The organism is Dolichospermum sp. DET69 (assembly GCA_017355425.1).
Classification (GTDB): Bacteria; Cyanobacteriota; Cyanobacteriia; order Cyanobacteriales; family Nostocaceae; genus Dolichospermum.
Map to the genome: position 1 here is coordinate 1,208,788 of CP070233.1, position 14,300 is coordinate 1,223,087.

A 14,300-nucleotide genomic window follows, 5' to 3' on the forward strand; every position below is an offset into this window, starting at 1 on the left:
AATTTAGCCTATCATTAAATTATAGTGGGAATCTATGTCGCCATATATAGTCAGGTTATTAACAAGATCATAGAAAAACAGATATCAAACATTCCCAAAAACTCATCAACCCAACCATTATCAAACATCCTGAAAATCCTTAAATCCTGGACATCCTGATTCAGACAAAATTCCGTAGGGGCAAACCCCCCGTGGTTGCCCCAAAAACGCGGATTCCCCCCGTGGTTGCCCCAAAAACGCGGATTCCCCCCGTGGTTGCCCAAATAACGGGGTAGGCACGGGGGCGCTACCCCTACATCAAATCCAAATCTGGCCTGTTTATCTCACCCAAAGACGCAAAGACAAACCAAAAATCTCACAATCACATCCTGTTAATCCTTTAATCCTGGACATCCTGATTCAGACAAAATTCCGTAGGGGCAAACCCCCCGTGGTTGCCCCAAAAACGCGGATTCCCCCCGTGGTTGCCCCAAAAACGCGGATTCCCCCCGTGGTTGCCCAAATAACGGGGTAGGCACGGGGGCGCTACCCCTACATCAAATCCAAATCTGGCCTGTTTATCTCACCCAAAGACGCAAAGACAAACTAAAAATCTCACAATCACATCCTGTTAATCCTTAAATCCTGGACATCCTGATTCAGACAAAATTCCGTAGGGGCAATCCCCCCGTGGTTGCCCCAAAAACGCGGATTCCCCCCGTGGTTGCCCCAAAAACGCGGATTCCCCCCGTGGTTGCCCCAAAAACGCGGATTCCCCCCGTGGTTGCCCAAATAACGAGGTAGGCACGGGGGCGCTACCCCTACATCAAATCCAAATCTGGCCTGTTTATCTCACCCAAAGACGCAAAGACAAACCAAAAATCTCACAATCACATCCTGTTAATCCTTTAATCCTGGACATCCTGATTCAGACAAAATTCCGTAGGGGCAATCCCCCCGTGGTTGCCCCAAAAACGCGGATTCCCCCCGTGGTTGCCCAAATAACGGGGTAGGCACGGGGGCGCTACCCCTACATCAAATCCAAATCTGGCCTGTTTATCTCACCCAAAGACGCAAAGACAAACCAAAAATCTCACAATCACATCCTGTTAATCCTTTAATCCTGGACATCCTGATTCAGACAAAATTCCGTAGGGGCAATCCCCCCGTGGTTGCCCCAAAAACGCGGATTCCCCCCGTGGTTGCCCAAATAACGGGGTAGGCACGGGGGCGCTACCCCTACATCAAATCCAAATCTGGCCTGTTTATCTCACCCAAAGACGCAAAGACAAACTAAAAATCTCACAATCACATCCTGTTAATCCTTAAATCCTGGACATCCTGATTCAGACAAAATTCCGTAGGGGCAAACCCCCCGTGGTTGCCCCAAAAACGCGGATTCCCACCGTGGTTGCCCAAATAACGGGGTAGGCACGGGGGCGCTACCCCTACATCAAATCCAAATCTGGCCTGTTTATCTCACCCAAAGACGCAAAGACAAACCAAAAATCTCACAATCACATCCTGTTAATCCTTAAATCCTGGACATCCTGATTCAGACAAAATATTATTGTTGTCATCGAAAGCCTCCCGTGAGCATTCCCCAGCAGACCCAGGGAACGAGGGAAGATTGATATTAACGCAACTGGGATAACAAGGTTTTCATTTTAGGAGTAGATAGCAATTTCTGAGTATCAGCAATTATTTTATCACCCCAAAGATTCTTTTTTAGAAAGTTGACATCAGCAAAGTTTTTGTCTAATTTTAATGCCGTTTCTGCTAATTGATAAGCCTGTTGTTCTTCTCCTTTTCCATACAAAGCAACAGCTAAAGCTAACATAGGTTCAGAAAATTGATTGTTAATTTTCATAGCTTGTTGCCATTGTTTAATCGCTGTTTCTTTGTCCCCTTGTTCATATTTTATAAGGCCTATATTATTGACAGCGGCTAAACTGTTAGCATTTTTGGCAACTGCTTGATTATAATCAGATATTGCGGCTGTGTAGTTTCCTTGCTTATGATAAATAATTCCCCGGCTGATGTAGGCATCGGCATTGTTAGGATTAATCTTGAGAGCTAGGTTGAAATCATCTATTGCTCCTTGCTTATCTCCTAATTCATTACGGACAATTCCCCGGTTGTAGTAGGCTTCGGCATCGTTAGGATTAATCTTGATAGCTTGGTTGTAATCATCTATTTCTCCTGGCTTATCTCCTAATTCATTACGGACAATTCCCCGGTTGTAGTAGGCTTCGGCATCGTTAGGATTAATCTTGATAGCTTGGTTGTAATCATCTATTGCTCCTTGCTTATCTCCTAATTTATAACGGGCATTTCCCCGGTTGTAGTAGGCTTCGGCATCGTTAGGATTAATCTTGATAGCTTGGTTGTAATCATCTATTGCACCTTGCTTATCTCCTAATTCATTACGGACAATTCCCCGGTTGTAGTAGGCTTCGGCATCGTTAGGATTAATCTTGATAGCTTGGTTGTAATCATCTATTGCTCCTGGCTTATCTCCTAATTCATTACGGACAATTCCCCGGTTGTTGTAGGCACTTGCATAGTTAGGATTAATCTTGATAGCTTGGTTGTAATCATCTATTGCACCTTGCTTATCTCCTAATTCATTACGGACAATTCCCCGGTTGTAGTAGGCTTCGGCATCGTTAGGATTAATCTTGATAGCTTGGTTGTAATCATCTATTGCTCCTGGCTTATCTCCTAAATCCTTACGGACATTTCCCCGGTTGTTGTAGGCACTTGCATAGTTAGGATTAATCTTGATAGCTTGGGTGTAATCATCTATTGCACCTTGCTTATCTCCTAATTCATTACGGACAATTCCCCGGTTGTTGTAGGCTTGGGCTAAGTTAGGATTAAACTTGATAGCTAGGGTGTAATCATCTATTGCTCCTTGCTTATCCCCTAAATCATCACGGACAATTCCCCGGTTGGTGTAAAATGCTGCACGGGGACTGAGTTCAATGGCTTTATTTATCGCTGCTGCTGCTTCTTTATATCTTTTTAAATCACTTAAAACTCCACGCTTCTGATTATACAAATTAGGATTATTGGGCTGGAGTTGAATGGCTTGATTTATGGCTGCTAAGGCTTTATCCAGTTGGTTTGATTCTCGATAAACTAAACTTAAATTATTCCAAGCAGGCACAAAATCAGGTTGAGATTGCACCGCTTGCTGTAATGCAGTTATAGCCTCTGGATATTCTCCACTCATAGCTAACGCCAAACCCTTGCCATAATAAGCCAGGTGAATAAACTTTGGTTTTTGCTTAATTGCTGCGTCAAAAGCCTGTATTGCTTCTGGATAACGACGTAACCGCCACAGTTGATTTCCTCTTTCTAACCATTGACTGGCGGTAGTATTGCCTTGGGAAACATCTACTGATAAAATCGCTGTTTGAATAGACTTAACTTCTTGTTGATTTAGTTCTGGTGGTGGGGTGGTTTCTACCTTTTGTGCTTGGGTATTCAGTCGGGTAGCTAATGCCAAAAATGTACTCACCGGAATACCCAAACTATTACCTAATTGGATAGTTTCTTTACTACTACTATTATTATCAATAGCAGCTTCTCCCTCTGTTCTGCCATGAATACCAATTACCCGCCCTTGGGAATCTAAAACAGGTCCCCCACTCATACCGCCAAAGGTGATACTACTATAAACTAATTCATATCCTCCTGTTAAGGAAGCTGCACTTTGGGCTGTACCAGAACTGTTATTGTTAAAATCTGATTGGGTAGTTTGAAATAATCCTTGTTCCTTACTATAAATCTGTCCCAATGTGAACCGCCAAGGTGATTTTTCTCCTAACCTGGGATAACCCGCCGTGAACATATATTCATAATCTTGTATGGGATAATTTGCTAGGGTCGCAACTTGATAATTTTCCCGACTGGTGAATTTAACTACTGCTAAATCTACCCCTTCTTCTAATTTAATGGTGCTTGGTTCTACAGGATATGGTTCACCATCTACTGTGAGGATTTTATAGGTATTTGGCTCACATGGTCCTACTTTATCTGGTGGTTTACAAACTACATGAGCAGCAGTTAAAACGGTGTAAATATCTCCTTGCTTCGCAATAATTACCCCTGAACCATTAGCACCGCTACTACTATCAATTCTGACGGTAATTTGTCTAGCTTTTGCTTCTAATTCTCCTAACCACCCTGTTAATGGTACTTCTGCTATTTGCTGTTTAATATCTGGTATAGGTAAATTATAAGCGGTGAGAATTTCTGGTTTGACCTGAGCTAAAACGGTTTTAATGGGTATTCCCCAACTCAGTTTTCGCAGTTGTTGAATTTCTGTATTTGTGGGGCGGTTTCCGTTGGTATAAACATAAGCAGAATTAGACAAAGGATAGGAACTAATCCCATTAATTCCTATTAAATTTCCTGTATTACTAATAATTGCACCGCCACTCATTCCCGGTTGAATATCGCTAGTATAGCCAATTTCATAACCATCTTTTAAACTGGGTTGAGAAATTATTTGTTGTATTTTTCCTGTTGTTAATACTAATTTATCCTCAGATACAGCATAGCCTGCGGCCATAACTTGTGTTTCTAAGTTAATATCAAAAGAGGCGATTCTGTCAGCAATTTCTGATGGTAAACAATATTTTTGATTAGATGTAAATTCTACTATAGCTAAATCGAATTTATCAAAATTAGTATTAGGTAAAATTTTACCTGCATATTTTTGACCATCGGCTGTGATAATATTGATATTATTAATTCTTCTGACAACGTGGGAATTAGTAACTACTAAATAAGAATTATCTTTTCTAGCGAAAATTGTCCCGGAAGCGCCTCTTTCTTTGTCTCTGACTCTAACTGTAATTTGTTTAGCAATGGTTTGTAATTGTGGGTCTGAATAAATACCGTTTTCTGGGTCTGCTGGTTGTAATTTGCACCTTTGCGATGTCTGTGTAAGTAGTTTTGTTATCTTGGTTTGGGTTTCTGTTGCTGACACTGGATAAGGTAGCAGCAGTAAGCAGGAGATCATGGCGATTTGACGTTTCATGATTAGTTAAATAGTGTTTTTATTAGTAGTGATTTACCCACGCTTAATCCCCATTGGAAAGGCTACGGTGTACACACAAGTCCTATTTAAGATTAAATCGGCGGTTAGAAACCGCAACTACACAGGCAAAACCCACACTTCGACAAGCTCAGTGACCGCCTCCGTGGGTTGAAAATAAGTATTTTTTCTTAGTCCACGGAGGTGGACTTTGTTTGTGTGGTTCCGTGATTTCTAATCGCTAGGGCTTGTCTTGGGTAATCAGATCATTTGTGTGTACACCGTAGCCTTGTAAAGGGGGGAAACCGGAGTTTAGTCCCCCCCGTGAAGCAGGGAAACCGGAATCTTATCCCCTCCCCTTTACAAGGGGAGGGTTAGGGTGGGGTAATTTGTTATTTAGAGATTTTTTTGAGATATTCACCCAGATTCAAGTAAGTATTTTCACCTGAATTTTGCCAAGTTAGGTCTGAAGTTCTACCTTCTTTGATGTCATTAAGTTCGGCTAAAACTGTAGTGGGATTTACACCTGGCCTGACACTAAATAAAATATTGTTTTTATTGCATTCACCAGGTTTAGCCGCACAGATAACTCCCAAACCATTCAACTTACCGGTAGTTAAATAATCTAATCGGCCTTGTTGGTGAAATTGCTGGAATTTTTTACTTACTTGTTCACAGCGTTTTTTAGGAGTCCATTCGCTACTGGGAAAGGAGTCAGATTTCCAAGCAATAATGGGTACATAAGGCTCAGGTTTTTTGTCGGGAACGAAGGCCATGGTAGTGGGAACTCTTTCCGTATTACTTTTGTAAGAAATTGAACGACAAGCAAAACTAACTTCTTGCTTGGGAATCTCTTGACTCAAACCAGGGTTAACACTAAGGGTAACTGTCAATGCGGTGAATGCTAAGACACTAGTTAATGCTGGTAGTTGCATAATGCTTGACCTTTGATTACTGAATTTTGGTGATTATGGTAGTATTTAACTAGATTTATGTTATCTAAACTTTATACTTGGCGTAGAAATATGCACGCCTATAACTGATTATATACTAATTCTTATCAAAGATTAAGGCGTTTACCCAGAAGTTAACTTTATGATACAATCCTGTTTAATAGGTGAAGTGAACAGACTTATATATATAAATACCTGTTTTTGGTTAATGGATTAACTCTGTACCTTTATCATTTACCATACTATCTGTTATGTACTACTATTGTACCAGACCGCACTGCCCTAGTCCAGAAAACCGTTTTCCCGACTCTCCAGATTCTAATACTACCTCAGAAATATTCTGTCAAGCTTGTGGAATGCCCCTAATATTAAAGGGGAGAAAAGGACATTATCAAACTATTAACAGTAAACCAAAAAGTTTTTCCCAAAGAGTGATTTTTACGGAGTGCTGACGCTATTGCTACAGACGCAGCAGGCATCACTAACAAAATACGACAGATACTCATGTACTATAGAATACCAAATATATAAGAAATAGTTATCATAATTTGCACTGGATCAAAATATGAAATGATGAAAGTAGTGTGTAGCATATTGGCTGAAAAAATTGACTGTTTCATCTCTAACAAAAGCCACGCGGGGCGAGTCTACAGAAGAACTCGTTTTAACCGACTCAGAAACTCTTGATGAGGTTATTCAGTGTTTAGTAGAAAATTTTTCGATTGAAACGCAAGGAGCCTGTGACCAACAAACTTTATTCGAGATTCTGGTTAAAGCAGCCAGCACTGGAGACAGTATTGAAAACACAGCTAAATTGTTAAAAAATATTCCGACAGCTAATGATATTAGATATCATCTCAATAAAATTAACAATTTTGAGGAATTAGAAGCGCAAATAAATCAAGCATTAAAAAGTCGAATTCCTTTAGGATTAAAAAAAGGGTGTTTGAAAATAGCGATTGATTTAAATTTAATTTGTTATTATGGTCAACCAACATCGTCAGAATTACCCTACATATATCGAAGTGAAGCTAAATCTGGTACTAATTCATTTTATGCCTATGCCACTTTATATGTTATTAGTAATAATAAGCGTGTAACTCTAGCAATAAGAGGTGTTCGCCAATTAGATACTAGTGTGGCTTTAATTACTTATTTATTAGCAGAACTTGAATCCCTAAAAATAAATGTAAAAAAACTCTATTTGGATAGGGGATTTTTTAATACTCCTGTAATTAGATGGTTACAGGCATTAGATATTCCCTTTCTTATGCCTGCTATCAAGACTGGAAAAAAAGGAGGAATCAAACAATTCCTCAAGGGTAAAAAAAGTTATAAAACTACCTATACTATTACAAGAGACAAAGATGATTTTGTCACATTTGATTTATGGATCGTCTGTAAATATAGAAAGGGAAAGCATAAAAAGCATGGGGTTCAATACTTTGTTTATGTTGCTTATAAGGTCAAAACAAATTTAAATTATATCTATCAAGATTATCGAAAAAGATTTGGCATTGAAACCAGTTATCGTCTGAAAAATATTTGTCGAATTAAGACGAATAACAAAAATCCAGTCTTGAGATTACTATTCATTGGAATATCCTTTCTTCTAATTAACATCTGGGTGAATCTACTATGGCTCAAAATCAGTCGTAAAAGGAAAGGTAGTAGATTAATTTATCGCACACTTTTTACACTCAAACAGATGTTAGCCTTTTTATCTCAAGCCCTACAGAAGAAATATCAAGTCGTTGAAAGCATTTATATTCCATCCGGTTAGCGTCAAGAAATTATTAACCAGCTAATCATAAGTAATTATTATCTATACTATGTCTGCTGATTAGAGTATCGGGAATAAAAAAGTATTTTATACTACACAGTATTTGGCGATCTCCCTTCAGGAAAAAACTTTTTGGTTTACTGATTAAACCTCTGGGAAAAGGAGGATTTGGTGCTACTTTTCAAGCTATTGATTTAGATTCTGTGAATCAGCGTCAATGTGTGATCAAACGATTGAATATTAATGACAACCCGGAAATTGCTGACAAAATTGTTGAAGCAATCAAAGCAGCTTTTGATCGAGAAGCTCAGGCTTTAGAATTTTTAGGTGATAATAGCGGAAATATTCCCACTTTATATGATTATTTTTCTTTTACCGCTCCTGCTTTTGGTCAACAAGAAGAGCTTGAGTTTAAATATTTAGTACAACAATATATCCAAGGTGAAGATCTGTCTCAGGAACTCAGAAGAAAAGTTCGTTTTTCAGAAACAGATATTTTAGATTTTTTAAAGCAAATTTTACCAGTTTTACAATTTATTCATGACCAAAATTCTATCCATCGAGATATTAAACCCAGTAATATTGTTAGAGAAACAGCAACACAAAAACTATTTTTAATTGATTTTGGGGCGGTGAAACAAGTTGTTTCTGGTGAAACAAATATAAAAAAATCTGTACCTATTTTTACAAAAGTGTACGCTTCTCCTGAACAAAGACCTGAAGAAGGAAGAATAGGAGAAATTTATCCGTCTAGTGATTTATATAGTTTGGCTGTTACTTGTCTGGAGTTACTCACAGGTACAACTCCTGTTGATTACCTTGACAATAATTACCAAAATTGGCGACAACAAGCTAGTATAATTATTAGCCATTCTCTAGCTAATATTTTAGATAAAATGCTCAAGATTAACCCTAGACACCGGTTTCAATCAGCAGCAGAAGTTATGACAGCTGTAAATGAATCTCAAATAACCACACAACCAGATCATTCAGTCAATAATAATAATACAAAGCCCATCAATAAATCATCTCACAATTTAAAATATTTACTCATAAAATCGGCTTTTTTAATAACTTTAATAACTATTGGTGTGATGGGTATTAATAGTTATTTGCAACCATCAATTAAAGTAGTAGAATATGCAAAAGCTGGGGTTAAATTTAAATATCCTAAAAATTGGCAAGAAACACCAGCAATAGATAAAATAACGCGAATTATCCCGAAAAATACGATTTCATCTTCTCTAACTCCAGAATTTTTTATCACTATAGATGAGTTATTCCAGTCGGAGTCTTTGGAAGATTATACTAAGTTTTCTATCGGACAAATTGAAGCATTAGGACAAAATGCGAAAATTATCAAATCTGGACGAATACAACTTGGTGAAACACAAGGTCATCAAGTAGTTTATGAGAGCAGAGATAATATCCACAAGGTAAATTTCCAAGAAATGCAAGTATGGATTGTTAATGGTAAAAAAGCCTATATTCTCACCTATCGCGCTGAAGATAAATCCTATCCAAAGTTTGCGAAAACTGTGGAAGACACCATAATTAAATCCTTTAGACTGGAAAAATCCACATCCGAAAAATCCACAAGTCCAATCTGGTAATTAAGTCTTAATTACAAAAAAAAGGAATAAGGAACAGGGAACAGATAAAAAACACTGACAACTGACAACTTATTACTCCACATTGGGCAATAATACTACATTTTAAAGACGTGAAGACCGATCTAGCTATTCCGCTAAATATTTTTACAATGATCTCATTAGACAGTAGTTTGTTATTCTAAAAGCTTATGCAGCCGACTAACCCCGATCAATTTACGGAAAAAGCCTGGGAAGCGATCGCCCATACCCCTGATGTCGCTAAACAGTACCAGCAACAGCAGCTAGAAAGTGAACATCTGATGAAAGGGTTGCTAGAACAGGAAGGACTGGCCAGCGCGATTTTTACTAAAGCTGGGGCAAATCTCCAAAAAGTCCGAGACCGCACCGAGCAGTTCATTCAACGTCAACCCAAGGTATCTGGTAATAGCACTTCCGTTTATTTAGGACGGAGTTTAGATACACTATTAGATCGGGCAGAAAAATATCGTCAGGAATTTAAAGACGAATATATTTCTATTGAACATTTACTGCTGGGTTACGCCAAAGATGACCGTTTTGGAAAGGGTTTATGCCAAGAATTTGGTTTAGACGAAAACAAACTCAAAAATATTATTAAAGAAATTCGGGGGAAGCAAAAAGTGACAGACCAAAATCCAGAAGGTAAATATCAATCACTGGAGAAGTACGGCCGCGATCTCACAGAAGCCGCCCGCAAAGGTCAATTAGACCCCGTAATCGGTCGTGATGATGAAATCCGGCGCACGGTACAAATTCTCTCCCGGAGAACTAAAAATAACCCGGTTTTAATTGGTGAACCGGGCGTGGGTAAAACTGCGATCGCCGAAGGTTTAGCACAGCGTATAGTAGCGGGTGATGTTCCCCAATCTCTCAAAGACCGCAAACTGATCAGTTTAGATATGGGGGCTTTAATTGCGGGGGCAAAATTCCGAGGTGAATTTGAAGAACGTCTCAAAGCCGTATTAAAAGAAGTCACAGAATCAGACGGAAATATTGTTTTATTTATTGATGAAATTCATACTGTTGTCGGTGCAGGTGCAACCCAAGGATCTATGGATGCTGGAAACTTATTAAAACCGATGTTAGCGCGAGGTGAGTTACGCTGTATTGGGGCGACAACTTTAGACGAATACCGCAAATATTTGGAAAAAGATGCCGCTTTAGAAAGACGCTTTCAACAAGTTTATGTAGATCAGCCCAATGTTGTTGATACAATTTCGATCTTACGCGGTTTGAAAGAACGTTATGAAGTTCATCACGGGGTGAGAATTTCTGATAGTGCTTTAGTTGCTGCGGCTACGTTATCTAATCGTTATATTAGCGATCGCTTTCTTCCGGATAAAGCCATTGATTTAGTTGATGAAGCCGCTGCTAGACTGAAAATGGAGATTACATCCAAACCCGAAGAACTAGACGAAATTGATCGGAAAATTCTCCAATTGGAAATGGAAAAACTCTCTTTACAAAAAGAAAGTGATCCTGCTTCCCGTGAACGGTTAGAAAGATTAGAAAAAGAACTCGCAGACCTGAAAGAAGAACAAAGAACTCTCAGCACACAATGGCAATCTGAAAAAGGTATTATCACCAGAATTCAGTCAATTAAAGAAGAAATTGACCGTGTGAATTTAGAAATTCAACAAGCCCGAAGTGAGAGAAACCAGGATCTCATGAAGGCTTCGGAATTACAGTATGGCAAATTACCAGATTTACAAAACCAATTACAAGCCGTAGAAACTGAACTTTCCCACACCCAAGGAACCGGAAAATCTTTACTCAGAGAAGAAGTTACAGAAGCCGATATTGCGGAAATTATTTCTAAATGGACAGGCATTCCCCTAAATAAATTAGTGGAATCAGAAAAAGAAAAACTTCTACATTTAGAAGATGAATTACATCAGCGGGTTGTCGGTCAACATGAAGCCGTTACCGCTGTAGCTGATGCCATTCAGCGTTCTCGGGCTGGACTCTCTGACCCTAACCGTCCCATAGCTAGTTTTGTCTTCCTTGGTCCGACAGGTGTGGGGAAAACTGAACTGGCGAAAGCCTTAGCCTCCTATATGTTCGATACAGAGGAAGCTCTGGTGCGGATTGATATGTCAGAATACATGGAGAAGCACGCCGTTTCTCGTTTAATCGGTGCGCCTCCAGGATATATTGGCTATGAAGAAGGAGGACAACTCACTGAAGCTATTCGTCGTCGTCCCTATGCGGTGATTTTATTCGACGAAATCGAAAAAGCCCACCCCGACGTTTTTAATATTTTCCTGCAAATTCTGGATGATGGCAGGGTAACAGATGCCCAAGGTCGAACGGTAGACTTTAAAAATAGTATCATTATCATGACCAGTAATATCGGTTCTCAATACATCCTTGATCTAGCTGGAGATGATAACCGTTACGATGAAATGCGTAATCGAGTCATGGAAGCGATGCGAAGTAGTTTCCGTCCAGAGTTCTTAAACCGTCTTGATGAATTGATTATTTTCCACAGTTTACAAAAATCGGAATTGCGGCATATTGTCCAGTTACAGGTAGATAGGTTAAAACAAAGATTAACCGACAGAAAAATATCCTTGAAATTATCTAGTTCTGCTCTTGACTTTTTAGCAGAAGTAGGGTATGATCCCGTTTTTGGTGCAAGACCATTAAAAAGAGCGATTCAGCGGGAATTAGAAACCCAAATAGCCAAAGCCATTTTACGCGGTGATTTTAGCGATGGTGACACCATTTTTGTAGATATTCAAAATGAGCGTCTTTCCTTTAATCGCTTACCCGCAGAAGTATTTATGGGTTAGGTCATTAGTCATTGGTCATTGGTCATTGGTCATTGGTCATTGGTCATTGGTCAAATTCCTATCCATGACTAATAACTAATGACTAATAACTAATGACTAATGACTAATAACTAATGACTAATAACTAATGACTAATGACTAATAACTAATGACTAATAACTAAAAAGAAGAATTAGGTCCTGCCAAAAATTCCTCTTCCTCTGGGGTAGATATGCGTCCTAAAATGGCGTTACGATGGGGAAAGCGACCAAATCGGGAAATTATTTCTTTGTGTCGAAAAGCTGATTCAATCGCTCTTACACTATTGGGATCATGACTAAGTTGTTGAAATAGCTTAATGCAATTGCGCTGATCAACTGGGTCTTCACTATGTTCAAAGGGTAAATATATAAACCAGCGTTGCACAGACAATAGTTTACGGTCATAACCCTGACTCGTCGCGTGTTGGGCTAATGACAGTGCTTCCCAGTCAGTTGCAAAGGCTTCTGGAGTATCACGAAACATATTGCGGGGAAATTGATCTAGTAGTAAAATTAAAGCTAAACAGGTTTCTGGTGAGTTCATCCAATCATGTAAATATCCTGCTACCGCTTTTTGGTAATCTTCCAAAAAAAGGTCGCGGACTTTAGCATCGAAATCTGGTGATTTTTCAAACCAAAATGGTTGAATTTTCCCATAATTTGGGTCATTTAGATGACCAAACCAAAAATCTAAAATAGTAGTTGCCTGTGACATTGCTATTATTGATGATTACAAAGCACCTGTCGCATTTTACATAGATTTGCTGGTAATTCCAAATTCATTGCTTGTTCAATAAAAATTGAGGGAATGGGAATATTAGGGGTTGCTTGGACTGTATAGGCTAATAAAGTGCCATTACCCATGTCTTTGAGTTCTAAACTGGCCTGAAAATCGTTAAATGAGCCTTTTTCCATGCGAAACTGGACCTGCTGACCTACGACTTCCACCACACGCACATAAATTTCTACTTGGGCTGTGAAAAATAAAAAGGCTTTTTGTGCGGCTTGATACAGACGTTTAACATCTCCTTTGGAGATGATTTCGCTTTTAGTGATATCGGGAAAATATTGTACCCAGCGGGGGTAATCTGTAATTTGTTGCCAGACATGAGATCTGATCAGGGGAACATACATCCAAGCGGTAACAGCGCCACCCCAGCTAGTATGAGATCGTGTTTTTAGTAATATTTCCCCCTGCATGAGTAATCTTTGCTGATCTTGATTCCAAAAGGGATCTGATAGCAATAACGTGGGGTAGTCGGGATTTTTAAGATTTGAATTTGGCATAATATAATGTAGATATAGTGATTTTGGTAACTTTTTAACTAATTAATTGTGGTCAATTAATTGAGTTTAACTCACTTAATTTTAATTACAGTTCAATTTATCAAGTTTTCGGAGATAATTAGTCTCAAATTCATCTTAACAATGATGGAATCATTATTTTCACCAAATAGAACGAAAGGCACGGAAGCCACTTGGCAATAGATGGGTGGAGGAAGTGCCAACTTAGAATTTATTCGCCGTGACATGATAGAATTAATTAGCAAGTAGGAATAACCATCAACGCTCATAAGTGTTTTATTAAGGAGAAACCCCTGATTTATCTCGTCTCGGCATAGCCGTAGCCTGGGTAAACAAGCAATGGTAAATCATGGAGCGTTTAACATTAAAAATTGATGGACTCACAAAAGCAGCAAAAAAATCAAAAGTAAGCGCAATTGCAATACCTGTCGTACTGGTAGTTGCCTTGAGCGTCTAGGAGGATAATTGACTATCCTTTTTCTTTTTAAGCAGGTCTTAAAGAATCTGCGTGTCTTTAGACCGCAGAGTGTCAAATCCAGCGTAAATTAGAGTTAACAGGAGAAACAGTGAGTCAATCTTCTTTAAATGGCAAATTTATCCAGGGTTTTGGCATTCTTTTGGGTATGAGTGTATCCTTGTTTATACTAAGAGGGTTGGGTATTATTACTTTCCTGCCTGGGGGAGTAATTGTGTTACTGTTCTTGGGAGCGATTTCTTTGGCAATTTTCAGTTACTTACAACGAAAGTGGTGGCGTTTTTAACTAGGACTAGCCCTTTCAAGGTG

Annotated in this window: 9 protein-coding genes; 4 read left to right on the plus strand and 5 right to left on the minus strand. The window is 39.0% G+C overall.

Translation table 11 applies throughout. From position 1 onward, the window contains the following. Positions 1-1,615 precede the first annotated feature (1,615 nt). From EZY12_05945 to EZY12_05955, 3 genes are all read right to left on the minus strand, one after another. Positions 1,616-5,032: a tetratricopeptide repeat protein gene (locus tag EZY12_05945; protein ID QSX69187.1), complete on the minus strand. Its 3,417-nt coding sequence runs from the start codon at positions 5,030-5,032 to the stop codon at positions 1,616-1,618. Positions 5,033-5,421: 389 nt separating this feature from the next. After that, positions 5,422-5,964, minus strand: a complete 543-nt coding sequence (locus EZY12_05950; GenBank protein ID QSX69188.1) for a COP23 domain-containing protein — start codon at positions 5,962-5,964, stop codon at positions 5,422-5,424. Positions 5,965-6,350: 386 nt separating this feature from the next. After that, complete coding sequence (locus EZY12_05955; protein ID QSX69189.1) at positions 6,351-6,488, minus strand: hypothetical protein; 138 nt, start codon at positions 6,486-6,488, stop codon at positions 6,351-6,353. 101 nt (positions 6,489-6,589) lie between these two features. Here EZY12_05955 and EZY12_05960 point away from each other — a divergent pair, with 101 nt between their 5' ends. The 3 genes from EZY12_05960 (at position 6,590) to clpB (ending at position 12,191) form a co-directional block, all read left to right on the plus strand. Further along, positions 6,590-7,765, plus strand: coding sequence for an ISH3 family transposase (locus tag EZY12_05960; protein ID QSX69190.1), 1,176 nt, complete (start codon positions 6,590-6,592; stop codon positions 7,763-7,765). 101 nt (positions 7,766-7,866) lie between these two features. Beyond that, positions 7,867-9,378 carry a serine/threonine protein kinase gene (locus tag EZY12_05965; GenBank protein QSX70537.1) on the plus strand — a complete coding sequence of 504 codons (1,512 nt, stop codon included), beginning with the start codon at positions 7,867-7,869 and terminating at the stop codon, positions 9,376-9,378. A 188-nt stretch (positions 9,379-9,566) separates the two neighbouring features. Further along, positions 9,567-12,191, plus strand: a complete 2,625-nt coding sequence (gene clpB, locus EZY12_05970) for an ATP-dependent chaperone ClpB (GenBank protein ID QSX69191.1) — start codon at positions 9,567-9,569, stop codon at positions 12,189-12,191. Positions 12,192-12,350: 159 nt separating this feature from the next. Here the strand turns inward: clpB and EZY12_05975 are convergent, their stop codons facing one another. Continuing rightward, positions 12,351-12,926: a DUF924 domain-containing protein gene (locus EZY12_05975; GenBank protein ID QSX69192.1), complete on the minus strand. Its 576-nt coding sequence runs from the start codon at positions 12,924-12,926 to the stop codon at positions 12,351-12,353. A 5-nt stretch (positions 12,927-12,931) separates the two neighbouring features. Continuing rightward, the gene (locus EZY12_05980; GenBank protein ID QSX69193.1) at positions 12,932-13,498 is read right to left on the minus strand and encodes a cyclase; all 567 of its coding nucleotides are present in this window, start codon (positions 13,496-13,498) and stop codon (positions 12,932-12,934) included. 584 nt (positions 13,499-14,082) lie between these two features. Here EZY12_05980 and EZY12_05985 point away from each other — a divergent pair. Beyond that, a complete protein-coding gene (locus tag EZY12_05985; GenBank protein ID QSX69194.1) occupies positions 14,083-14,277 on the plus strand; it encodes a hypothetical protein in 195 nt (64 codons plus the stop codon). Positions 14,278-14,300: the final 23 nt, after the last annotated feature.